At 74.0% G+C, this 22,801-nt stretch carries 19 protein-coding genes; 5 read left to right on the forward strand and 14 right to left on the reverse strand.

The genetic code is table 11. From position 1 onward, the window contains the following. Window positions 1-7: 7 nt before the first annotated feature. The 14 genes from IF23_RS0114225 to IF23_RS0114290 all read right to left on the reverse strand — a co-directional run bounded on the left by IF23_RS0114225 (window position 8) and on the right by IF23_RS0114290 (window position 16,013). Window positions 8-400 (reverse strand): YccF domain-containing protein, encoded by a 393-nt coding sequence (locus IF23_RS0114225; protein ID WP_030283502.1) that lies wholly within the window; start codon window positions 398-400, stop codon window positions 8-10. Between the two features lie 105 nt (window positions 401-505). After that, complete coding sequence (gene htpX / locus IF23_RS0114230) at window positions 506-1,369, reverse strand: zinc metalloprotease HtpX (RefSeq protein WP_030283504.1); 864 nt, start codon at window positions 1,367-1,369, stop codon at window positions 506-508. A 206-nt stretch (window positions 1,370-1,575) separates the two neighbouring features. Next, the gene (locus IF23_RS0114235; protein WP_030283506.1) at window positions 1,576-3,147 is read right to left on the reverse strand and encodes an NADH-quinone oxidoreductase subunit N; all 1,572 of its coding nucleotides are present in this window, start codon (window positions 3,145-3,147) and stop codon (window positions 1,576-1,578) included. Between the two features lie 8 nt (window positions 3,148-3,155). Continuing rightward, window positions 3,156-4,856: a complex I subunit 4 family protein gene (locus tag IF23_RS0114240; protein WP_078653969.1), complete on the reverse strand. Its 1,701-nt coding sequence runs from the start codon at window positions 4,854-4,856 to the stop codon at window positions 3,156-3,158. 17 nt (window positions 4,857-4,873) lie between these two features. Continuing rightward, entirely contained in the window at window positions 4,874-6,778 is a 1,905-nt protein-coding gene (locus IF23_RS0114245; protein WP_030283509.1) for an NADH-quinone oxidoreductase subunit 5 family protein, read from the reverse strand. Beyond that, the gene (gene nuoK / locus IF23_RS0114250; RefSeq protein ID WP_030283511.1) at window positions 6,775-7,152 is read right to left on the reverse strand and encodes an NADH-quinone oxidoreductase subunit NuoK; all 378 of its coding nucleotides are present in this window, start codon (window positions 7,150-7,152) and stop codon (window positions 6,775-6,777) included. Before nuoK ends, IF23_RS0114245 begins: the two co-directional genes overlap by 4 nt. Beyond that, the gene (locus tag IF23_RS0114255) at window positions 7,152-7,799 is read right to left on the reverse strand and encodes an NADH-quinone oxidoreductase subunit J family protein (protein ID WP_030283513.1); all 648 of its coding nucleotides are present in this window, start codon (window positions 7,797-7,799) and stop codon (window positions 7,152-7,154) included. The genes nuoK and IF23_RS0114255 overlap by 1 nt, the downstream gene beginning before the upstream one ends. Next, a complete protein-coding gene (locus IF23_RS0114260) occupies window positions 7,796-8,383 on the reverse strand; it encodes a NuoI/complex I 23 kDa subunit family protein (RefSeq protein WP_030283514.1) in 588 nt (195 codons plus the stop codon). Before IF23_RS0114260 ends, IF23_RS0114255 begins: the two co-directional genes overlap by 4 nt. Window position 8,384: 1 nt before the next feature. Beyond that, entirely contained in the window at window positions 8,385-9,350 is a 966-nt protein-coding gene (gene nuoH, locus IF23_RS0114265; RefSeq protein WP_030283516.1) for an NADH-quinone oxidoreductase subunit NuoH, read from the reverse strand. After that, entirely contained in the window at window positions 9,347-10,753 is a 1,407-nt protein-coding gene (locus IF23_RS32620; protein WP_078653970.1) for an NADH-quinone oxidoreductase subunit C, read from the reverse strand. The genes nuoH and IF23_RS32620 overlap by 4 nt, the downstream gene beginning before the upstream one ends. Then, on the reverse strand, window positions 10,750-11,418 hold the full coding sequence (locus IF23_RS0114275) for an NADH-quinone oxidoreductase subunit B (protein ID WP_030283520.1): 669 nt from the start codon (window positions 11,416-11,418) through the stop codon (window positions 10,750-10,752). The genes IF23_RS32620 and IF23_RS0114275 overlap by 4 nt, the downstream gene beginning before the upstream one ends. Then, window positions 11,409-11,816, reverse strand: coding sequence for an NADH-quinone oxidoreductase subunit A (locus IF23_RS0114280; protein ID WP_030283522.1), 408 nt, complete (start codon window positions 11,814-11,816; stop codon window positions 11,409-11,411). The genes IF23_RS0114275 and IF23_RS0114280 overlap by 10 nt, the downstream gene beginning before the upstream one ends. Window positions 11,817-12,012: 196 nt before the next feature. Next, the gene (locus tag IF23_RS34925; RefSeq protein WP_245654981.1) at window positions 12,013-13,737 is read right to left on the reverse strand and encodes a CpaE/TadZ family protein; all 1,725 of its coding nucleotides are present in this window, start codon (window positions 13,735-13,737) and stop codon (window positions 12,013-12,015) included. Window positions 13,738-14,681: 944 nt separating this feature from the next. Next, the gene (locus tag IF23_RS0114290) at window positions 14,682-16,013 is read right to left on the reverse strand and encodes an EsaB/YukD family protein (protein WP_245654978.1); all 1,332 of its coding nucleotides are present in this window, start codon (window positions 16,011-16,013) and stop codon (window positions 14,682-14,684) included. A 426-nt stretch (window positions 16,014-16,439) separates the two neighbouring features. Here IF23_RS0114290 and IF23_RS0114295 point away from each other — a divergent pair, with 426 nt between their 5' ends. The 5 genes from IF23_RS0114295 (at window position 16,440) to IF23_RS0114315 (ending at window position 22,740) form a co-directional block, all read left to right on the forward strand. Next, entirely contained in the window at window positions 16,440-17,624 is a 1,185-nt protein-coding gene (locus tag IF23_RS0114295) for a sensor histidine kinase (RefSeq protein ID WP_030283527.1), read from the forward strand. A 163-nt stretch (window positions 17,625-17,787) separates the two neighbouring features. Then, complete coding sequence (locus IF23_RS0114300) at window positions 17,788-18,600, forward strand: sensor domain-containing protein (protein ID WP_051739564.1); 813 nt, start codon at window positions 17,788-17,790, stop codon at window positions 18,598-18,600. A 148-nt stretch (window positions 18,601-18,748) separates the two neighbouring features. Further along, entirely contained in the window at window positions 18,749-19,408 is a 660-nt protein-coding gene (locus tag IF23_RS0114305) for a response regulator transcription factor (RefSeq protein ID WP_281179968.1), read from the forward strand. A gap of 307 nt (window positions 19,409-19,715) precedes the next feature. Further along, window positions 19,716-21,653 (forward strand): 2-oxoacid:acceptor oxidoreductase subunit alpha, encoded by a 1,938-nt coding sequence (locus IF23_RS0114310; RefSeq protein ID WP_030283532.1) that lies wholly within the window; start codon window positions 19,716-19,718, stop codon window positions 21,651-21,653. Then, window positions 21,646-22,740 carry a 2-oxoacid:ferredoxin oxidoreductase subunit beta gene (locus IF23_RS0114315; RefSeq protein WP_030283533.1) on the forward strand — a complete coding sequence of 365 codons (1,095 nt, stop codon included), beginning with the start codon at window positions 21,646-21,648 and terminating at the stop codon, window positions 22,738-22,740. Before IF23_RS0114310 ends, IF23_RS0114315 begins: the two co-directional genes overlap by 8 nt. Window positions 22,741-22,801: the final 61 nt, after the last annotated feature.

Raw genomic sequence — 22,801 nt, forward strand, 5'->3', positions numbered from 1 at the left:
CGGGTGGTCAGCGGGTGGCGAAGGGCTCGTCGGTGGGGACGATCTCGCGGCCGAGGGGCATCAGGGAGATCGGGATCATCTTGAAGTTGGCGATGCCGAACGGGATGCCGATGATCGTGATGCAGAGGGCGATGCCGGTGCAGATGTGGCCGAGCGCCAGCCACCAGCCCGCGAAGATGATCCAGACGACGTTGCCGATCGTGGATCCGGCGCCCGCGTCCCGGCGTTCGACGGTGGTACGGCCGAAGGGCCAGAGCGCGTAGCCCGCGATGCGGAAGGACGCGATGCCGAACGGGATCGTGACGATCAGGACGCAGCAGATGATTCCCGCAAGCACATAGCCGAGCGCCAGCCAGAAGCCGCTGAGAACCAACCAGATGACGTTGAGGATGAGCTTCATGATCGACAGCCTTCCACGGCAGGGCGACAGGGGTACGCCCGGGTAGACGCGGCAGCCGACGGGGAACGTTGCGACGCGGGCGCCCCGATGTGCCCGGCCGCGCCTTTATATGTGGGGACCGGCCATCCGCTCCAGGCGGCTGATGCGTTCGCCCATCGGCGGGTGGGTGGCGAAGAAGCGGGACATACCGTCCCCCGCGCGGAACGGATTGGCGATCATCATGTGCCCCGCGGTCTCCAGCCGCGGCTCCGGGGGCAGCGGCAGCTGCTGGGTGCCCCTCTCCAGCTTACGGAGCGCGGAGGCCAGGGCCAGGGGGTCGCCGGTGAGCCGGGCGCCCGAGGCATCGGCCTGGTACTCCCGGGAGCGGCTGACGGCGAGCTGGATCAGGGACGCGGCGAGCGGCCCCAGGATCATGATCAGCAGCATCCCGAGCACCCCGGGGCGGTCGTCGTCGTCCGAGCGGCCGGCCGGGATCAGCCAGGCGAAATTCACCAGGAACATCACCACGGAGGCCAGCGCCCCGGCCACCGAGGAGATGAGGATGTCGCGGTTGTGGACATGGCTCAGCTCATGGCCGATCACCCCGCGCAGCTCCCGTTCGTCCAACAGCTGGAGGATGCCGTCGGTGCAGCAGACCGCGGCGTTACGGGGATTGCGGCCGGTGGCGAAGGCGTTGGGCGCCTGGGTCGGCGAGATGTAGAGGCGCGGCATGGGCTGGCGGGCGGCGGTCGACAGCTCACGGACCATGCGGTACAGACCGGGCGCCTCGAATTCGCTCACCGGGCGGGCGCGCATGGCCCGCAGCGCGAGCTTGTCGCTGTTCCAGTACGCGTAGGCGTTGGTCCCCACCGCGACGAGTACGGCGACGACCAGGCCCGTGCGGCCGAAGAAGCTGCCGATGACGAGGATGAGGGCGGACAGACCACCGAGGAGTACGGCGGTTCTGAGCCCGTTGTGCCGGCGGTGCACCGTACGCCCTCCAAGCGATCCGGCAGGGGAACCCGCTGCTGCGACATCCACTCTCCGGTGGACCCTTACTCACTGGTCAACGCGGGATGAGCAGGGCAGGTTCCCTCACCCTCCGCACCCGGGGAGGGCCGGTTCCGGCGCCCGGACGGACGCGGGCGGCGGCGGTGGAACGCCGGGTTCCGGCCAGGGGGCGGCCCGGGCCGGGCTTACAGCAGGGTGCTCGCGGCGAAGCGCAGGACCAGCTGCGGGGCGCCGGAGAGGGCCACGCCGAGGACGGTGGCCAGGGTGAGCGCGACGGCGAGCGGCGCGGGGATCCGGGCGGGCGCGGGGCGGGCGGCGAGTGCGCCCCCCGCCGTCACCTCCACGGAGCCCGCGTCGGCCGCCTCCTGCGGGGCACCGCGGAAGAGCACGGCCGTCCAGCGGAGGTAGTAGTAGAGCGCGATCACCACGTTGACGGCCATGACCACGGCGAGCCAGCCCAGGCCCGCGTCGACGGCCGAGGCGAAGACCGTGACCTTGGCGAACAGGCCGATCACGCCCGGCGGCAGCCCGGCCAGGCAGAGCAGGAAGAAGCCGAGCGCCAGCGCCACCACGGGGCGGCGGGCGGCCAGCCCCCGGTAGTCGGTGAGGCGGTTGGCCGGGCTGGTGCGGGCCACCAGGGCGGCGACCGCGAACGCGCCGAGGTTCACCGCGGCGTACATCAGGGCGTACGCGACGGTCGACCCGATGGCGCGCCCCGGGGCGTCGGCGTACGCGGCGGCGGCGATCGGCACCAGGAGGTACCCGGCCTGGCCGACGGAGGACCAGGCCAGCAGCCGGACGGCGCTGTGGGTGCGGGCCGGGTCCTGACGCAGCGCGGCGACGTTGCCGACCGTCATGGTCAGCGCGGCCAGCACCGCCAGCACCGGGCCCCAGACGTGCGCGTACGCGGGGAAGCCCTTGACCGTGACGAGGATCAGGCCGGAGAAGCCGACGGCCTTCCCGATGACGGAGAGGTACGCGGCGATGGGCAGCGGCGCGCCGACGTAGGTGTCGGGGACCCAGAAGTGGAACGGCGCGGCGGCGGTCTTGAAGGCGAAGCCGACGAGCGTGAGGGCCACGCCGGCGCTCGCGAGGGTGGCCAGGCGCGGGTCCGGGAGGTGGGCGAGTCCATGGGCGACGCGGGTCAGGTGGAGGCTCCCGGTGGCGGCGTACAGGAAGCTCACGCCCAGGAGCATCACGGCGGTGGCGGCCACCGAGGAGAGGAAGAACTTCAGGGCCGCCTCGGAGGAGAGCCGGTCGCCGCGGCGCAGGCCGACCAGGGCGAAGGCGGGCAGCGAGGCCACCTCCAGGGCGAGGACGAGGGTCGCCAGGTCCCGGGAGGCGGGCAGCAGGGCGGCGCCGGAGGCCGAGGAGAGCAGCAGGAACCAGTACTCGCCCGCGGGCAGGCCGCCGTCCTTGACGGTGTCGATGGACAGCAGCGCGGTCAGCAGCGCACCGGCCAGCACGAGGAGCTGGATGACCAGGGCGAACGGGTCCGCGACATAGCTGCAGACGTCCCCGCCGCCGACGCAGAAGGTGCGGCGGTCGCCGCCCACCAGGGGCAGCAGGGAGAGCCCGGCCAGGGCGAGGCCGCCGGTGGCGAGCCACCCCAGGAGCGGCTTGCGCGCCACCGGGAGGAACAGGTCCGCGACGAGCACCACCAGGGCGACGAGGGCGGTGAGGAGGGGCGGCGCCAGGGCGACCCAGTCGACGGACTGCACCAGGGAGGCCGCTCCGCTCGCGGCCGTCGAGATCATCGGGCTGGTCACTTGCCGCCTCCGAGGAGCTGCTGGACGGCCGGGTCGGTGAGGCCGAGGAGGGCCGCGGGCCACAGTCCGGCGAGGACGGTGAGGGCGGCGAGGGGGGTCCAGGCCGCGTATTCGTGGCGTGCGATGTCCGGGATGAGGGTGCCGCCCGCGGTCCGTCCGGTGGCGGGCCGCTTCCCCGGGGCGGCGTGGTGCGCGGCCTCGTCCGGGGAGGCGGTGCCCTCCTCGATCGCGGCGGCGGGCTCGTCGGCGTCGGGGGTGGCGCCCATGCAGACCCGGCGGACGACGAGCAGCAGATACGCCGCGGTCAGCAGGGTGCCGAGCCCGGCCAGCGCCATGAAGGTGAGGAAGGCGGGTCGGCTGAGGCCCGGCGCCGGGTGGAACGCGCCGAACATGGCGAGCATCTCGCCCCAGAAACCGGCGAGCCCGGGGATGCCCAGGGAGGCGACGGCGGCGAAGGCGAGCAGGGCGCCGAAGCGGGGCGCGCGCCCGTAGAGCGCGGCGCCGGTGGTACCGGCGAGGGTGTCGAGGTCGGTGGTACCGGTGCGGTCCTTGAGGGCGCCGACCAGGAAGAAGAGCAGGCCGGTGATGAGGCCGTGGGCGATGTTGGCGAAGAGCGCGCCGTTGACGCCGGTGGGCGTCATGGAGGCGATGCCGAGCAGTACGAAGCCCATGTGACCGACGGAGCTGTACGCGATCAGCCGCTTCAGATCGCCCTTGGCGCCCTTGCGGACCAGCGCGAGGCAGGCGAGCGAGCCGTAGACGATGCCGACGGCGGCGAGGGCGGCGAGGTAGGGCGCGAAGGTGTGCATGCCCTCGGGCGCGATCGGCAGCGCGATCCGCACGAAGCCGTACGTGCCCATCTTCAGCAGGACTCCGGCGAGCAGCACCGAGCCGACGGTGGGGGCCGCGGTGTGGGCGTCCGGCAGCCAGCTGTGCAGCGGCCACAGCGGCGACTTGACCGCCAGTCCGACACCGATGGCGAGCACCGCGACGAGTTGGACGGTGTGGCTGAGCTGGGACTTCGGACCGTTGTCAGTGGCGAGTGCAACCATGTCGAACGTGCCGGTTTTTACTCCTACGAGAAGGAGGCCGAGCAGCATGACGACGGAGCCGAGCAGCGTGTAGAGGATGAACTTCCAGGCGGCCGCCTGTCGGCCGCCCGACTCCCGGCCGGACGGAGCGCCGGGCGCCGCCCCTCCGGAATTGCCGCCCCAGCGGGCGATGAGGAAGTACATCGGGATGAGCACCATCTCGAACGCCAGGAAGAACAGCACGAGATCGAGGACGGCGAAGGTGGCGAGGGTGCCGGACTCCAGCAGGAGCAGCAGGGCGACGAACGCCTTGGGGGACGGCCCCTGGGGCATCGAGAAGTAGCTGTAGAGCGCGCAGAGGAAGGTCAGCAGCGCGGTCAGGACGACGAGGGGGAGCGAGATGCCGTCGATGCCGAGGTGGACGCGGATGTCCAGCGCGGGGATCCAGCTGATGTCGGTGGTGGCCTGCATCCGGGCCGGGTGGCTGTGGTCGAAGCCGATGGCCAGGGCCACGGTCGCCGCGAGGACGACGCCGGTGACGGTCACGCCGTGGCGCAGTACGGCCTGGTCGGGGCCGCGGCCGCGGAGGCCGGGCGGGGCCGGGAGCAGCGCGCCGACGGCGCCCAGCAGCGGGAGGACGACGACGCCCGCGAGGAGCAGCTGCATAGCGGTGTGATTCATGGTCAGGCTCCGGTGCCCGTGGCGACGAGGACCGCGGCGACGGCCAGGACGAGCGCGCCCGCGAGCAGCGCGCCGAGGTAGGTCTGCACGTTGCCGGTCTGGGCGCGGCGGACGGCGGCGCCCAGCCAGCGGGGGCCGGTTCCGGCGGCGCGGACGTAGGTGTCGACGACCTCGCGGTCGAGGAAGCGGACGAGGACCGCGGCGGCGCGCACCGGCCGGACGAACAGCGTGGTGTAGACGGCGTCGAGGTGGAATCCGGCGGCCGCGGGGCGGTACAGCGGCCCGAGCAGCACCCGGCCGGGGTCGGTGGCGGCGCCGTCGGCCGCGGTGCGGGTGGCCGGGGCGGTGGTGTGGCGCCAGGTCGCGTAGGTGATCAGGCCGCCGACGAGGGCGATGCCGGTGCCCAGGACGGAGGTGGTGAGCGTCGGGGTGAGCGAGCGCCCGTCGAACCAGTCGGGCAGGAAGGGGGCGGTCAGGCCGAAGGCGGCGGTGGGGACGAAGAGGACCCAGAGCACGGCCTTCATGGCGAGCGGCTGCGGGCTGTGGTCGGGGGCCTCGGGTCCGCTGCCGCGGAAGGCGAGCAGCCACAGCCGGGTGGCGTACCCGGCGGTGAGGAGGGCGGCGATCAGCCCGGAGATCAGCACGGTCCAACCGGCCGCGCCGGGGATGCCCGCGGCCCCGCCGGTGGCGGCGTGCTCCGCGGCGCCGAGGACGGCTTCCTTGGAGAAGAAGCCGGAGAACGGCGGGATGGCGGCGAGCGCGAGGAGGGCGACGGTGACGGTCCAGTAGGCGTCGGGGACGCGCCGGTCCAGGCCGCTCATCCGGGACATGGCGGAGAGCGAGTTGGTACCGGCGGCGTGGATCAGCGCCCCGGCGCCCAGGAAGAGGAGGGCCTTGAAGGCGCCGTGGGAGATGAGGTGGAAGACGGCCGCACCGCGGTCGCCGACGGCCAGGGCACCGGTCATGTAGCCGAGCTGGCCGATGGTCGAGTAGGCGAGGACGCGTTTGACGTCGTCCTGGGCGAGCGCGGCCAGACCGGATCCGATCATGGTGACCGCGGCCATGACGGCGAGGACGACCAGCGCCGCGGCGGAGGCGGCGAAGACGGGGAGGAGCCGGGCGACGACATAGACACCGGCGGCGACCATCGTCGCGGCGTGGATGAGCGCCGAGACGGGGGTGGGACCGGCCATGGCGTCGGGGAGCCAGGTGTGCAGCGGGAACTGCGCGGACTTGCCCGCGACACCGGCGAGCAGCAGCAGCGCGATCAGCGTCGGGTGGTCGAGCCCGTCGCGGGCGATCGAGCCAACGATGCCGGTGATGCGGAAGGTTCCGGTGTCGGCGGCCAGCGCGAAGATGCCGAAGAGGAAGGGGACGTCGCCGAGCTTGGTGACGAGGAACGCCTTGAGGGAGGCGGCGCGGGCGGCCTCGGTCTCCCAGTAGTGGCCGACGAGGAAGTACGAGCAGATGCCCATGACTTCCCAGCCGACGAGCAGCACCATCAGGTCGCCGGTGTAGACGACGAGCAGCATCGCGGAGGTGAAGAGCGAGACCAGCGCGGCGTAGGAGGGGTAGCGCGGGTCGTCCCGCAGATAGCCGGTGGAGTAGATCTGCACACAGGTCGCGACCACACCGACCAGGACGGCGATCAGGACGGCGAAGCCGTCGAGGTGGAGCGCCAGGTCGATGGGGACGGAGCCGGTCGGGGTGAGCCGGGTGGCGACGTCGGTGGCGGGCCCGGTGCCGACCGCCGCCGCGGTGACGGCGGCGAGCACGGCGGCGGCGAGCGTGGGCAGCACGGCGAGCGGCCGGACGAAGCCGGGGGCGCGGCGGCCCAGGAGGAATCCCGCGACCGCGCCGAGGAACGGCAGGAGGGGGACGAGGACGGCGGTGGTCGTGGGTGTCACGCGGGGGCCTCCGCCTTGGTGTCCGGCTGCGGCTGCGGTTCCGCGGTGGCGGCGTCCGGGGTGCCCGGCGTGTCGGCGAGGTCGCGCAGCCGGTCGATGTCGGAGGTGCCGCGGTGGCGGTGGACGAGCAGCACGATCGCCAGACCGATGCCGATCTCGGCGGCGGCGACGGCGATGGTGAAGAGGGTCAGGGCCTGCCCGGCGTGGAGGGTGTCGCGCAGCCAGGCGTCGAAGGCGACGAGGTTGAGGTTGACGGCGTTGAGCATCAGCTCGACGGACATCAGCACCAGGATCACGTTGCGGCGGGCGAGCACGCCGTACAGACCGGTGCAGAAGAGGAGGGCGGCGAGGACGGCCGGATAGACGAGATGCATCAGCGCTGTCCCTCCCGCAGGGCGGGGCCGGGGGCGGTCGCCGCGCCGGAGGGGGCCGCCGCGCCGGGTGCCGGGAGCGGTGCCGTACCGCCCCCGTCGGACCCGGCTGCCGTGTCGGTGCCCTTGCGGGAGAGGACGATCGCGCCGACCAGGGCGGCGAGCAGCAGGACGGAGAGGGCTTCGAAGGGGAGGACCCAGTACTGGAAGAGGCTGCGGCCGGTGGTCTCGGTGGTGCCCTGCGGGGTGCCGAGTTCGATCCAGGTGGCGCGGAAGGCGTCGACGACGACCCACACCAGGGCGGCGGCGGAGGCGGCGGCCACGGCGACGGCGGCCCAGCGGTTGCCGGAGTCGGCGTCGGGTGACCGGCCGATGGGCGCCTTGGTGAGCATCAGCCCGAAGAGGAGGAGAACGACGACGGAGCCGACGTAGATCAGGACCTGCACCCAGGCGATGAACTCCGCGGTCAGCAGCAGGTACTCGACGGCGGTGCCGCCGAGGGCGACGACCAGCCAGAGCGCGGCGTGGACGAGCTGCCGGGTGGTGACGGTGACGACCGCGGCGCCGAGGGTGACGAGGCCGACGAGGAGGAAGGCGATCTCGACGCCGGAGGGGGTGAGGAAGCCGTGGCTTGCGGCGGCGAGCGTCACGCGTCCTCCCCGGAGTTCTCGGCGTCGGCGGCGGCCTGCTGGGCGGCGAGTTTGTCGGCCGTCTTACGGGCGGCGGCGATCTCCTTGGGCTCCTCGGCGGCGGGGTCGAGGGCGGGCGGTTCGGGCACGGTCCACATCCACTCGCGGAGTTTGTCGCGCTCGTGGGTCAGCTCGCGGATGTCGGTCTCGGCGTACTCGAACTCCGGTGACCAGAAGAGCGCGTCGAAGGGGCAGACCTCGATGCAGATACCGCAGTACATGCAGAGGGAGAAGTCGATGGCGAAACGGTCGAGGACGTTACGGCTGCGCTCGCGCCCGCCGGGGGCGGCGGGCGGCACCGTCTCCTTGTGGGAGTCGATGTAGATGCACCAGTCGGGGCATTCGCGGGCGCAGAGCATGCAGACCGTGCAGTTCTCCTCGAACAGCCCGATGACGCCGCGGGTGCGCGGTGCCAGATCGGGCTGGACGTCGGGGTACTGCGCGGTGACGCTGCGCTTCGTCATCGTCCGGAGGGTGACGGCGAGGCCCTTGGCGAGCCCGGAGCCGGGGAAGCCGGACGGCTTGGACTTCTTGTCGGCGGCCATCTCAGGAGGTCACCACCTTGACGACGCCGGTGAGGGCGATCTGTACGAGGGCGAGCGGGATCAGGACGGTCCAGGCGAGCTTCTGCAGCTGGTCCTCGCGCAGCCGCGGATAGGTGACCCGCAGCCAGATGATGAGGAAGGCGAGGACCGCGGTCTTCAGCAGCGTCCACAGCCAGCCGAGGCCGTCGGCGCCGAACGGTCCGTGCCAGCCGCCCAGGAAGAGGACGGAGGTCAGGGCGCAGAGCACGACGATGCCCGCGTACTCGGCGAGCAGGAAGAGCGCGAACCGCAGACCGGTGTACTCGGTGTACGCGCCGAAGATGATCTCGGAGTCGGCGACCGGCATGTCGAACGGCGGGCGTTGCAGCTCGGCGAGACCGGCCACGAAGAAGACCACCGCGCCGATCAGCTGCCACGGCACCCACCACCAGTGGAAGGAGTCGAGGATCCCGGGCAGCGAGAGGGTGCCCGCGGCCATCGCGACGGAGGCGGCGGCGAGCAGCATCGGCAGTTCGTAGGCGAGCAGCTGGGCGGCCGTGCGCAAGCCGCCGAGCAGGGAGAACTTGTTGGCCGACGCCCAGCCCGCCATGATCGAGCCGAGGACGCCGACGCCCATCACCGCGAGGACGAAGAAGAGGCCCGCGTCCAGGCTCTGGCCGACCGCGTTGCGCGGCCCGATCGGGATGGCGGCCAGGACCAGCAGATACGGCAGCAGTCCGACGGCCGGGGCGAGCTGGAAGACGCGCCGGTCGGCACCGGCGGGGACGATGTCCTCCTTCTGCGCGAACTTCACGCCGTCGGCGACGAGCTGCGCCCAGCCGTGGAACCCGCCCGCGTACATCGGTCCGAGGCGGCCCTGCATATGGGCCATGACCTTGTGTTCGGTCTGTCCGACGACCAGCGGGAGGACGAGGAAGGCGACGAAGACGGCGAGCAGGCGCACCACGATGTCGAGAGCGTCGCTCATGGGGTGTCGCCTCCTGCCGGGTCCTGGGTGGGGGTGCCGTCGTCGGTACCGGCGTCCTGGCCGGTACCGGATTCCTCGCCGGAGCCGGTGGACGTACCGGTGCCGGGTTTCCCGGCCGTACCGGGTTTCCCGTCCTTACCGGATTCCCCGTCCGTACCGGTGCCGGTGGCGTCGGGAGCCGTGTCCGCCGGGGCGGGCTCGGGCTCCTCGAAGGCCGGGCGGGCGTGGTGCCAGGGGGCGTCCGAGGAGGTGGCCGCGGGCTTGGCCGGACGGGAGGCGGCGCCTCCGCCCGACGCCGCGGGTCCGGCGGCCGCTTCCGGCTTCGCCGACGCCTCGGGCCCGGCGGAAGCCTCGGGTCCGGTCGGTGCTTCCGGCCCGGCCGCGGTCTCGGGCTCGGCGGCCGCATCCGGCTTCGCCGCCGCCTCCGGCCCGGCCGGGGTCTCCGGCTTCGCCGACGCCTCGGGTCCGGCCGGTGCTGTCGGGCCACCGGCCGCAGGCCGCTCCGACGCGGGCTGTTCCGGCGCGGGCTGTTCCGCCACGGGCTGGGGCGACGCGGGCGGTTCCGGGGTGGTCGGGCGCTGGCTGGCGGAGCCGGCGCTCGCCGAGCGGGTGCGGCGGGCCGGGCGTTCGCCCGCGGCCGGGCGCTCCGCCGCTCCGGCGCGTCCGGCACCGGCCGTCCGTCCGGCACCGGCGGCGCGGGCGCCACCGGCCGCGCGGGCACCGCGTGCCGGGCGGGCCGGGGCCGGGGGCAGCTGGCCCTTGAGCGGGCCCCATTCGTTCGGGTCGGGGACGCCGGGCGGCAGCATCTGGCGGCGCTTGGGGCCGCCGTGCTCGGACTCGCCCGGTTCCTTGGCGCCCGGCCACGCCTTGGCGACCCGCGCGGCGAGGACGAAGTCCTTGCGCAGCGGGTGGCCCTCGAAACTCTCCGGGAGCAGCAGCGGCACGAGGTGCGGGTGGCCGGTGAAGTCCACGCCGAACATCTCGTACGTCTCGCGTTCGTGCCAGGCGGCGCCCGCGTAGACGCCGATGGCGGTGGGCAGCGCCGGGGCGTCGTGCGGCACGGTGGTGCGGACGAGCAGCCGCCGGACGGTGCCGGGGCGGGAGACGTCGGCGAGGTGCGCGCAGATCCGAAAGCCGGTGCCGGGCTCGTCGACGGCGCTCAGCCAGTCGAAGAAGGTGCAGCTCAGGGCGGTGCGGGCGACGGTCAGGGCCTCGATCCAGCGGTCGGCCGGTACGTCGACGGTCAGCAGGTCGTAGGCGGCTTCCGCGGTGGCGCCGGTGCCGAAGAGGGCGCTCGCCGGGCCGGGCAGCCAGCCGACGACGGGCTCGGCCGCCTCCGCCGCGGGCGCGTCCACCGGCTCCTCGGCCGGACCGTTCGCCGGGTCGTGCGTCGGCTCGCTCATCGGGGCTCCTCCCCCGGACCGCCGGGTTCCGCCGTGGGGGCCGGGCCGGGCTCCGGGGGCGCCACCAGGCCGCTGCGCAGCGCGTTCGCGGAGGGCGCGGGCGCCCCGGCGGAGCCGTACCGCTCGCCCAGCGATTCGCGGGCGATCTTCTCCTGGAGCTTGAGGATGCCCTGCAGCAGCGCCTCCGGGCGGGGCGGGCAGCCCGGTACGTACACGTCCACCGGAATGATCTGGTCGACGCCCTTGGTCACGGAGTACGAGTCCCAGTAAGGGCCGCCGCAGTTGGAGCAGGCGCCGAAGGAGATGACGTACTTCGGCTCGGGCATCTGCTCGTAGAGCCGCTTGACGGCCGGGGCCATCTTGTCGGTGACGGTGCCGGAGACGATCATCAGGTCGGCCTGGCGGGGGCCCGGCGCGAACGGGATGACGCCGAGCCGGATGAAGTCGTGGCGCGCCATGGACGCGGCGATGAACTCGATGGCGCAGCAGGCGAGGCCGAAGTTGAAGACCCACAGGCTGTAGCGGCGGCCCCAGTTGAGGACCACCTTCATCGGTTCGGGCGCGAGCCGGGAGAGCGTGCCCAGGCGGCGCGGCATCGGCAGATCGGCGCGGGCGGAGCCCTCGGCCGCAGCCGACGCGCCGTCGGGGGCGGGGGTCACGTCCATTCCAGGACGCCCTTCTTCCATGCGTAGAGCAGGCCGACGGTGAGGAAGCCGAGGAAGATGAACATCTCCACGAGCGTGACGCCGCCGAAACCGGGGGCGGCGAAGACCGTCGCCCAGGGGAACAGGAAGATCGAGTCGACGGCGAAGATCACGTAGAGGAACGCGTAGACGTAGTAGCGGACCTGGGTGTGCGCCCAGCCCTCGCCGACCGGGTCCACGCCGCATTCGTACGTCAGCAGCTTCTCGGGCGTCGGCACCACGGGCCGCAGCAACCGCCCGGCGCCGAAGGCCACGCCCACGAAGAGGACACCGACGACGGCGACCAGGCCGACGAAGGAATACCCCTGGAAGTACTCCGCGGCGCTGGTGATGGTGCGCACGGTCGTGTCGTCCGGCACGTCCGCCCCTCGCTCCCTGACTGCGCTTGTTCAACGACTTCGACGATCTGTACGCACGGAGTCTAGGCCCTGCCCTCCCCGCGCTGAGCAGCCGCGTCTCGTCCACGGTGACGTTGACCCCACTTCGTCCCGGCTCTGCGACCGACTGCCGGACGGTGCTGCCCGCCATGCGGACGGGCCGGACGGCGCCGGGCGGTCAGGCCCCGGCCCCGTCCGGACGGGGCAGCGGGCCGCCGTCGAAGGGGCTCCGGCCGTCCGGCGGGGCGTCGAAGGGACTCCGCTCCCCGCCCGACGGCGGCGCCTGGGGTTGCCGGGTGGCCCGCAGCGGCTCCGGTTGCCGGGGAGGCTCGGGGGTCGCCCGGGGCTGGTGGGGCGGTTGCCCGTACGGGTGCGCCGGGGGCTGCTGCGCCGGGGGCTGCTGCTTGGGGACGTAGGGCGGGTGGGGCTGCATGTATGGGTTGGTGTGCGGGGGCAGGGGCTGCTGCGGACTGTGGTGCGGCTGGGGCGCCTGTACTGGCTGTGCCGTCTGCATCGGTTGGGCTGCCTGTCCCGGCTGGGGTGCCTGTCCCTGGTACGGCGGCTGGGTCTGCTGCGGGGGCAGGGGCTGCTGGTGGGGGTGGTGTGGGTGGTTGCCCTGGTGTGGGGGCTGACCCTGCGGTTGGTGCGGTAGCTGCGGGCCGAGCGGTGCGTGGGGCTGCGGCTGCGGAGCGAGAGGCGGCTGCGGGCCCGGTGGCGTCTGAAGCTGCGGCCCGGCGGCGGGCGGCATTCCGGCGGCGGGCCCGGGGACGACCGGCCCCGCGGGGGTAACCGTCACCGCCCCAGTAGCGGGCACGACCGGCCCGCCCGGGGCAACCGGCCCCGCGGCCCCGGGAACGACCGTCGGCGTCGCGTTCGGCATCACGTTCGGCGCCGCGTCCGGTGCCGTCCCCGGGTGCGGCATCGGGGCGGCGGCGGGGCGGACGACGCCGTGGGCGACGTACGGTTCGGCGCCGCGGGTGGTGTGGTCGGACGGGCGGCGGCCGGGTTCCCGGGAGACCGCGCGGTCCATCACCTCGGCGGCGATCCGGGCCGCGGCCGCCAGCGTCCGTTCGCCCAGCAACTCCGTACGGATCGCGCCCCCCGCGGCCAGATGACGGTCGTAGGGCAGCGGCAGCACCGCCGCGCCGCCCGCGCCGAGGTGGGCGGTGGCCGTACGGGCGTCGATGCCGGTGTCGGGCGCCAGGTGGGTGAGGACCACGACGGTGGTCGGCAGCAGTCCCGGGTGGAGGCCGCCGACCCAGTCCAGTACGGAACGGGTGGCCGCGACGCCCTCCGGGGTGGCCGGGGTGACCAGCACCCTGGCCTGGGTGGTGACCAGCGCGGTACGGGCCACCTCGGCGGGGAGGGTCTCGCAGTCGACGACGGTGGCGGCGAAGTGGCGCCGCAGCGAGGTCATGACGATGCGGTAGGTGTCGAGGTCCAGCCGGGTGCCGATCGCGCCCTGGCTGCCGGGCAGCAGCCAGCCGCCGCCCGTGAACGGCAGCAGATAGCCGGTCAGATCGGTGATCAGCATCGACGGGTCGACGATCTCCGCCAGATCGCTGCCGGACCAGCGCACCTCGCGCGCGCCCAGCCGGTGCGGGAGGGTGCCGAGCGCCGGATCGGCCTCGACGGCGAGCACCGGGTCGGGCCGGTAGTGGGCGTAGGTCAGCGCGAGCAGCGCCGCGACGGTGGACTTACCGGCGCCGCCCCGGATGCTGGAGACCGCGATCTGCCGCCCGGTGACGACCGGCTGCTGGATGGCGCGCGCCGCCTCCGTGACCGCCGCCGTCTCACCGGCGGGCGACGAGGCGAACACCTTCCGCAACGCCCGCCCGGCCCGCCGCCCCAGCGGATCCCCACGCCGCGGCCTGGGCTGCCCGTCGACCAGCTCCGGCGGCAACAGCGGTACGGAAACGGGCGTACGGGCGGGAAGCCGGGGACGACCGTACGAAGCGGGCAGGGGAGCGGCCTGGGCCGGGCCGGGGGCGGCCGGAGCCTGATTCGCCCCGGGGGCCGTGGGGGTGGCTGGCCCTTGGATCGGGCCGGGGACCACGGGCCCGGCGGGAGCCGGAGCCGGGCCGGGAGCGGCCGGGGCCGGAGCGGGAGCAGGAGCGGGAGCGGCCGGAGCCTGATTCGCCCCGGGAGCCGTGGGAGCCGTGGGGGCCGTGGGGGCCTGAGCCGGACCGGGGGCGGCCGGGACCGGCTGCGCACCGGGAGCCACAGGGGCAGTTGGCCCTTGGGCCGGACCGGGAGCCACGGGCGCAGCGGGAGCCTGAGCCAGGCCAGGAGCGGCCGGGACCGGCTGCGGACCGGGAGCCACAGGAGCAGCTGCCCCTTGGGCCGGACCGGGAGCCACCGCCCCGACGGGAGCCTGCGCCACCCCGGAAGCCCCAGGCCCGGCCGGAGCCGGACCCGCCCCGGGCGTCCCGGCCGCCCCGGGCGCCGCCCCGGCGCGCGGGGTCTGTTCGGGCGCCCCCGGCGCACCCGCAGGCGCCCCTGGGACGTCCCTTCCGGGTTCTCCCGGAAGGGACGGCGCTTCGGGGGCTCCCGGAGGGGACGGCGTCTCCGCCGGGCCGTCCGTTCCGTCCTGCTTCCGTGTCTGTGCCGCCATGTCCCGCCGCCCCTCTTCCCCGAGTGCTCCCGGTGCCTTTGGCCGGACCGGCCGTTGCGTTGCCTCCGGCCGTGTCTCCGGGCCCGTCTGCCACGACCGTTCGGGTACCGCCGATGGTTCCGTCCGCGCGGGTGCCACCGGTGGTTCCGAGCCGTCGGGCGGTGCGGACGGGGCCGCCACCCCCGTAACCGGCGCACCCTGGTCCCGGGTCGCCCGGTCCGTACCGTTCATCGTCAGAACGCGTCCCGCAGCAGGGCGTACCCACCGAGGGCGCCCACCGTCACCGGGAGCAGGGCCAGGACCGCCACCGGTTCGGCGCGGGCGACGGCGCGCCGTAGGGCGTCCTGGGTGCGCGGGGTGAGGAGCGCGGCCGGGAGGGCCGCCAGGAGGCAGAGGAGCGCGCCCGCGGCGGCGGGCGCCGGGCCGGTCGCCGCCCAGCGCAGCACCGGGTGCAGACAGGCGGCGCACCCGGCGGCGGCGACCGCGGCGACCTGCGCGGCGAGCGGGTAGGCGCGGGCCCGGGCGCAGAGCACCAGGCCCAGCAGCAGCGCGGCGGCGGGCGCCCAGACGCCGCTCTGACCGGCCGCGAGCCAGCCACCGGCGCCCGTGGAGACGGCGACGGCCACGGTGGCCGGGGCGAGCGTCCGGTGGGTGGCGCCGAGGGCCGCGGCCACCCGGTGACGGCTGACCGGGGTGGCGCCCGCGCGCCGGTCGTCGCGCCCGGTCAGTCCGGCCGACGTCAGGGCGTGGCGGGGCAGTTGGCCCAGGACGAGGAGGCCCAGCAGGCCGAGGAGCGCGCCGGTCCGGGCGGGCGTCGTCAGGGCGAGTCCGGCCTCCCACGCCCCCAGGGAGACGAGGACCGCGGCGGCCCCCAGGTGGGCCGCGCGCCGCCAGGGGGCGCACAGCCCGAAGAGTCCGAGGAGGGCGGCGGCGGTCCCGGCCAGGGCGGCGAGGCGGACCGCGCCGCCCGGTGCCGCGTACCAGGAGGCGTACGCCCCCAGGGTGCCGCCGAGCAGCAACAGGGCCGCCCCGGGGGCGCGTCGGGCGGGCCGGGTCGCGGCCAGGGCGGCACCGGCGCCGCCGCACAGCACCGCGGCGACGCCGAGCCAGAGCGCGGCGGCGCCGCCGTACCAGCGGTCGGCGCCGGTGCCCGCGACGGCGCCGAGCAGCACACCCGCCGCGCCCGCGGCCGCCGCGGCGGACCGTGGTCCCCAGCCCCAGCCGCGTACCTCCAGGGGCGCGGCCGTGTCGGCGCCGAGGCCGCCGCCGGGGCGGGTGCCGGGCGTGAACGGGCCCCGGACGAGGTGGAGTTCCGCGCCGTCCGGCAGGCGGGCGGCGGCGAGGGAGGCGTGCGGGGCGAGGGCGGTGCCGTCGGCGGTGACCAGTTGCCGCGTACCGGGTCCGGCCGGGCGTGCGCTGAGCAGCCGCAGCAGTTCCGGCAGGAGCGCCCCCACGGGCTCCCCGGACGGGACGACGAGTGCGGTGCGGCGGCCGTCACCGGTGACGAGGGTGACCCGGCTCAGGGTGGTGCGGCGCTCCTCGGGGGCGCCCACGGTCGCGCTCACGCCGGGGCCTCCGTCCGGCGCCCGCCCGGCCAACGGCCGCCGTCCGCCGGGGTTTTTGCCCCGTACGGAGAGGTGTGGCGGGTGTGCCGCCGCCGTGTGGTGTCCGCCCCCGGAGACCGGCCGCCGTCGTTCCGCGCCATCGCCCCTCGTCCCTCCCCTGTACGCACGGCGACACCCTACGGCGATTTTCGCCTCCCCGACCCCTCGAAAGCGGCGAGGGAATCGACAAAAGGGCAGGTCAGAGCAGGTACCGGGGCGAGCACCCCCGCACAGGGGCAAGTCGTCCCGAGGGGTGCGCGGAGGGCCTCCCCGAGGACGGCCGGACCCGGGGCGCCCCGGTCACCGGGTGGGGGTGGGGAGAACCCCACCCCCACCCGGCCCGTGCACCCCATGGCAGACGGCGCGGCGTCCGGGCAGGCTTGCCGTATGACACAGACAGTGACCCCGGCCGGCGCACGCGAGGACGAGGGGGCGCCCCTGCCCCGTCCGCGCGCCGCCCTTTCCCCCGAGACCTGGCGGGAGATCGGGTACCTGCTGGCCAATCTGCCGCTGGGCGTGCTCGCCTTCGAGGTGGCGCTGGTGTGGCTGGTGACGGGGCTGGGACTGTCGATCACGGTGGTCGGACTGCCGCTGCTGGCCCTGGGCCTGGCGGCGTGCCGGTGGTACGGGCGACTGGAGCGGGCCCGGGCCCGGGTGCTGCTGGGCCTGCGGATACCGGAGCCGTCGCCGCTGCGCGCCCGGGAGCCGGGGTTCTTCCCCCGGCTGTGGGCGCGGCTCACGGACCCGGTGGGGTGGCGGCACGCGCTGTTCGCGCTGGTCCGGCTGCCGTGGGTGGTGGTGACGTTCGGGCTCACCCTCGTCCTGCTCGTCGCGGGCTGGCCGCTGCTGCCCTGGGCGGCGCGGCTGCTGACCGACGTCGACCGGGCCATGGTGCGCGGGCTGCTGTCGCCGTCGGACGCGCTGGAGCGGCGGATCGCCGAACTGGAGGCGGACCGCGAGAAGGTGACCGACACCGCCGCGGCGGATCTGCGCCGCATCGAGCGGGATCTGCACGACGGCGCGCAGGCCAGGCTGGTGGCGCTCGCGATGGGGCTCGGGCTGGCGAAGGAGAAGCTGGAGGAGGACCCGCAGGCGGCCGCCGCGATGGTGGACGAGGCGCACGGCGAGGTGAAGCTGGCCCTCCAGGAGCTGCGGGACCTGGCCCGGGGCATCCATCCGGCGATCCTCACCGACCGCGGTCTCGGCCCGGCCCTGACGTCGCTGGCGGGGCGCTGCACGGCCCCGGTGTCGGTCGCCGTGGAGCTGACGGAGCGCCCGGTACCGGCGATCGAGGGCATCGTCTACTTCACCGTCTCCGAGCTGCTGCAGAACGTCTCCAAGCACGCCGGGGCGCGGTCCGCCGCCGTGGAGGTGCGGCACTCCGGCGGGCGGCTGCTGGTGACGGTCACCGACGACGGCCACGGCGGCGCCCGGAAGGTGCCGGGCGGCGGCATGGCGGGGCTCGCCGACCGGCTGGCGTCGGTGGACGGCGCCTTCACCCTGGACTCGCCGTCCGGCGGCCCCACCCGGATCACCGCCGCCCTCCCCTGGCGCGGTCGCACCACCACCTGACCCACCCGCGGCCGGTGACCCCGCGCCGCCCCACCTCATCCGGAGACACGGACCGCCCCCGGGGCGCGTCCGGCGGACCAGGCATCCCGAAAACAGGCACCGCCTCCTTCCGGCACCACCCCTTCCGGCACGACGACTTCGGCACACCGACAGGACGGACGGCATGACGATGGCCACGGCTTCCGAGCGGCGGGCGGACGCCCCCCGCGCACTCCTCGCGCTGCGCGCCCCCTTCTCGGGGCGTACCTGGCGCGCGTTCCTCTACCTCCTCGGCAACCTCCCGGTGGCCGTCGCCCTGTTCGCGTACGCGACGACGATGGTCTCGCTGAGCGTGGGACTGCTGGTCACCGTCGCGGGCATCCCGGTGTTCGCGGCGACGCTGGCGGGGGCGCGGGGTCTGGGCGCCATGGAGCGGGCGCGGGCCCGGGTCCTCCTGGGGACGGCGGTGGCGTCGCCGCCACCGGTGCGGCCGTCCGGTGCGGGCGTGGTGCGGTGGACCGGCGCGCTGCTGCGGAACGGCGCCTCCTGGCGGCAGCTGCTCTTCTGCCTGCTGCGCTTCCCCTGGGCGGTGGCCGCCTTCTCCGTCGTGCTCACGTACTGGCTGCTGGCCTGGTCGCTGCTGACGTATCCGCTGTGGCAGTGGACGTTCCCGCGCTACCTGGGGCAGCCGGGCATCCAGCTGTGGGAGCCGGGCGCCGTGCCGGGCGATCTCTCCGGGTACCTCGACACCCCGGCCGAGATCGCGGTCACCGCGCTGGTGGGCCTGCTGCTCGTCCTCGCCCTGCCCTGGGTGACGTACGCGCTGACCGCCCCGGACCGGGCCCTGATCCGGGTGCTGCTGGGCCCCTGGCCGCCGACCGCGACGGGATCCGGGCCGGTGGTCGCCGGTGCCGAGGCGCCCGCCCCGTACGGCGGCGCCCCGGAGACCGTACGGACCGCGGCGCCCGGGGACGGCCCGGTGCCCCGGGAGGGCTGACCGCCTCAGCAACCTCACGCTCCTCGCCCCGCTCACCCGTTTCTGCCCCGACGCGTCCCGATCCTGGGATGCTGAGGTGCCGCCCCGGGAGTGAGCGGGGCGGTGGCGTGGGGACGGTTCGGGAGAGACGGGCGACGTGGAGGACAGGGTGCGGGTGGTCATCGCCGAGGATTCGGTGCTGCTGCGGGAGGGGCTGACGCGGCTGCTGACCGACCGCGGGCACGAGGTGGTGGCCGGTGTCGGCGACGGCGACGCGCTGGTCACGGCGGTCGGCGAACTGGCCGGGTCCGGTTCCCCGCCGGACGTCGTGGTGGCCGACGTCCGGATGCCGCCGACCCACACCGACGAGGGGGTCCGGGCCGCCCTGACGCTGCGGCGGACGCACCCGGAGGTCGGGGTGCTGGTGCTGTCGCAGTACGTCGAGGAGCAGTACGCGACCGAGCTGCTGGCCGGGTCGACCCGGGGCATCGGCTATCTGCTCAAGGACCGCGTCGCCGAGGTGCGGGACTTCGTCGACGCGGTGGAGCGGGTCGCGGACGGCGGCACCGCGCTCGACCCCGAGGTGGTCGCCCAACTGCTGGGCCGCAGCCGCCGTCAGGAGGCGCTGGACCGGCTGACCCCGCGGGAGCGGGAGGTGCTCGCCCTGATGGCGGAGGGCCGGACCAACGCCGCCGTCGCCCGGGAGCTGGTGATCAGCCACGGCGCGGTGGAGAAGCACATCGGCAACATCTTCCTGAAGCTGGGCCTGGCGCCGAGTGACGGGGATCACCGCCGGGTGCTCGCCGTCCTCACCTACCTCCGCCCGTGACGCCCCCGCCGCCGCGCCCCGGACCAGGCACGTACCGCGCCGCACCGGGGCCGTAGGTCCGTGGTCCTAGCACCATTGTCGGAGCGTCACCGCAGTGCGGAGCGGCCTCGGAGAGGGGGGACGGACCCAGTGTTTTCATGACGATTCACGAGCATCCGCCATCTCACGGCCACGTCCATCATGTGATCGACCCAGGGAAGGCGACCCTTACCCCCGTACGATGGTGAGGGGACCGTCCGGTCGGCACGACACGTCCCGAACCCGCCCTCCGGCGGGGAGCCGTACCCCTCTAGGGAGGTCCGAAGCAGTGACCAGCCAGGTCAGCAGCACCGCCGAACAGGCCGACGGAGCGCACGTCGGGGAACAGCGCTCGTTTGGTGACGGAGGCACAGACAAGGAGATCCGGCGTCTGGACCGGGTGATCATCCGGTTCGCGGGTGACTCCGGGGACGGTATGCAGCTCACGGGTGACCGGTTCACCTCGGAGACCGCGTCCTTCGGCAATGATCTGTCGACACTGCCGAATTTCCCCGCCGAGATCCGCGCCCCCGCCGGTACCCTGCCCGGTGTTTCCAGTTTCCAGCTGCATTTCGCCGATCACGACATTCTCACCCCCGGTGACGCCCCCGACGTTCTGGTGGCGATGAATCCGGCGGCCCTCAAGGCAAATCTGGCGGATGTCCCGCACGGCGCGGAGATCATCGTCAACACCGATGAATTCACCAAGCGTCCGATGGCGAAGGTCGGCTATGCCACCAGCCCGCTGGAGGACGGCTCGCTGGAGGCGTACCGCGTCCATCCGGTGCCGCTGACGACGTTGACGATCGAGGCGCTGAAGGACTTCGGGCTCTCCCGCAAGGAAGCCGAGCGCAGCAAGAACATGTTCGCGCTGGGCCTGCTGTCGTGGATGTACCACCGGCCGACGGAGGGTACGGAGAAGTTCCTCGCGGCGAAGTTCGCCAAGAAGCCGGACATCGCCAAGGCGAATGTCGCGGCCTTCCGGGCGGGCTGGAATTTCGGTGAGACGACGGAGGATTTCGCCGTCTCCTACGAGGTCGCCCCCGCGACGACGGCTTTCCCGACCGGCACCTACCGCAATATCTCCGGAAACCTCGCCCTGTCCTACGGTCTGGTCGCCGCGGGCCGCCAGGCGGATCTGCCGGTCTACCTCGGTTCGTACCCGATCACCCCGGCATCCGACATCCTGCACGAATTGTCGAAGCACAAGAATTTCGGGGTGCGGACGTTCCAGGCGGAGGACGAGATCGCCGGTATCGGTGCCGCGCTCGGCGCCGCCTTCGGCGGTTCGCTCGCGGTGACGACGACCTCCGGCCCCGGTGTGGCGCTGAAGTCCGAGACCATCGGTCTCGCCGTCAGCCTCGAACTCCCGCTGCTGATCGTCGACATCCAGCGCGGCGGCCCCTCCACCGGTCTGCCGACCAAGACCGAGCAGGCCGACCTGCTCCAGGCGATGTACGGCCGCAACGGCGAGGCGCCGGTGCCGATCGTGGCGCCGAAGACGCCCGCCGACTGCTTCGACGCGGCCCTGGACGCCGCCCGGATCGCGCTGACCTACCGCACGCCGGTGTTCCTGCTCTCCGACGGCTACCTCGCCAACGGCTCCGAGCCCTGGCGCATCCCCGAGGTCGAGGAACTGCCCGACCTGCGCGTGCAGTTCGCCACCGGCCCCAACCACACCCTGGCCGACGGCACCGAGGTGTTCTGGCCCTACAAGCGCGACGAGCGGACCCTCGCGCGCCCGTGGGCGGTGCCGGGCACGCCGGGGCTGGAGCACCGGATCGGCGGCATCGAGAAGCAGGACGGCACGGGCAACATCTCCTACGACCCGGCCAACCACGACTTCATGGTCCGCACCCGCCAGGCCAAGGTGGCCGGTATCGAGGTCCCGGACCTGGAGGTCGACGACCCGGCCGACGCGGACACCCTGGTCCTGGGCTGGGGCTCGACATACGGCCCGATCACCGCCGCGGTGCGGCGGGTGCGCGGGGCCGGGCAGCGCATCGCCCAGGCCCATCTGCGCCACCTCAACCCCTTCCCGAAGAACCTGGGCGAGGTCCTGGCGCGCTACGACAAGGTGATCGTGCCGGAGATGAACCTCGGCCAGCTCGCCACCCTGCTGCGCGCCGAGTTCCTGGTGGACGCGCGCTCGTACAACCAGGTCAGCGGAATGCCGTTCAAGGCCCAGCAGCTCGCCGAGGTCTTCAAGGAGGCCATCAATGACTGAGACGATCGCGGGCCCGGCGGCCGGACCGCAGGCGCTGGCGCTGGTGCCCAAGGCCGAGGCCAAGCAGTCCATGAAGGACTTCAAGTCGGACCAGGAGGTCCGCTGGTGCCCCGGCTGCGGTGACTACGCCGTCCTCGCCGCCGTCCAGGGCTTCATGCCCGATCTGGGGCTGGCGAAGGAGAACATCGTCTTCGTCTCCGGCATCGGCTGCTCCTCCCGCTTCCCGTACTACATGAACACCTACGGGATGCACTCGATCCACGGCCGCGCCCCGTCGATCGCCACGGGCCTGGCGTCCTCCCGCCGCGACCTGAGCGTCTGGGTCGTCACCGGTGACGGCGACGCGCTGTCCATCGGCGGCAACCACCTCATCCACGCGCTGCGCCGCAACGTCAACCTCAAGATCCTGCTGTTCAACAACCGGATCTACGGGCTGACGAAGGGCCAGTACTCCCCCACCTCCGAGGTCGGCAAGATCACCAAGTCGACGCCGATGGGGTCGCTGGACGCGCCGTTCAACCCGGTGTCGCTGGCGCTCGGCGCGGAGGCGTCGTTCGTCGCCCGCACCGTCGACTCCGACCGCAAGCACCTCACCTCCGTGCTGCGCGCCGCCGCCGACCACCCGGGCACCGCGCTGGTGGAGATCTACCAGAACTGCAACATCTTCAACGACGGCGCCTTCGAGGTCCTCAAGGACAAGGACAAGGCCCAGGAAGCGGTGATCCGGCTGGAGCACGGGCAGCCGATCCGCTTCGGCGTGCCCGGCGAGGACGGTCTCGGCTCCCAGGGCGTCGTCCGCGACCCGGCCACCGGCGATCTGAAGGTCGTCGACGTGGCGGAGGCGGGCACCGACGCCATCCTGGTGCACGACGCGCACAGCCCGTCGCCCACCACGGCGTTCGCCCTCTCCCGCCTCGCCGACCCGGACACCCTGCACCACACCCCCATCGGCGTGCTGCGCGACGTCGAGCGCCCGGTCTACGACACCCTGATGGCCGACCAGCTGGACGCCGCCGTCGAGCAGCAGGGCAAGGGCGACCTCGGCGCGCTGCTGACCGGCAACGACACCTGGACGGTCGTCGGCTGACGCCCGCACCCGCCCGCCCCACGGTGCCCCCACCCGGTCCTCCCGGTGGGGGCACCGCCGC

Origin of the sequence: Streptomyces catenulae, from assembly GCF_000718015.1 — a bacterium.
In the GTDB taxonomy this organism is placed as follows: Bacteria; Actinomycetota; Actinomycetes; order Streptomycetales; family Streptomycetaceae; genus Streptomyces; species Streptomyces catenulae.

Excerpts from the sequence above, each read along its gene's own strand:
- IF23_RS0114295 (WP_030283527.1), top strand. The coding sequence starts at position 16,440 with ATGACACAGACAGTGACCCCGGCCGGCGCACGCGAGGACGAGGGGGCG.
- IF23_RS0114315 (WP_030283533.1), top strand. The coding sequence starts at position 21,646 with ATGACTGAGACGATCGCGGGCCCGGCGGCCGGACCGCAGGCGCTGGCG.
- IF23_RS0114260 (WP_030283514.1), bottom strand. The coding sequence starts at position 8,383 with ATGGCCGCCGACAAGAAGTCCAAGCCGTCCGGCTTCCCCGGCTCCGGG.
- IF23_RS0114240 (WP_078653969.1), bottom strand. The coding sequence starts at position 4,856 with ATGCAGCTGCTCCTCGCGGGCGTCGTCGTCCTCCCGCTGCTGGGCGCC.
- IF23_RS0114235 (WP_030283506.1), bottom strand. The coding sequence starts at position 3,147 with ATGATCTCGACGGCCGCGAGCGGAGCGGCCTCCCTGGTGCAGTCCGTC.
- IF23_RS32620 (WP_078653970.1), bottom strand. The coding sequence starts at position 10,753 with ATGAGCGAGCCGACGCACGACCCGGCGAACGGTCCGGCCGAGGAGCCG.
- IF23_RS0114300 (WP_051739564.1), top strand. The coding sequence starts at position 17,788 with ATGACGATGGCCACGGCTTCCGAGCGGCGGGCGGACGCCCCCCGCGCA.
- nuoH (WP_030283516.1), bottom strand. The coding sequence starts at position 9,350 with ATGAGCGACGCTCTCGACATCGTGGTGCGCCTGCTCGCCGTCTTCGTC.
- IF23_RS0114275 (WP_030283520.1), bottom strand. The coding sequence starts at position 11,418 with ATGGACGTGACCCCCGCCCCCGACGGCGCGTCGGCTGCGGCCGAGGGC.
- nuoK (WP_030283511.1), bottom strand. The coding sequence starts at position 7,152 with ATGCATCTCGTCTATCCGGCCGTCCTCGCCGCCCTCCTCTTCTGCACC.
- IF23_RS0114225 (WP_030283502.1), bottom strand. The coding sequence starts at position 400 with ATGAAGCTCATCCTCAACGTCATCTGGTTGGTTCTCAGCGGCTTCTGG.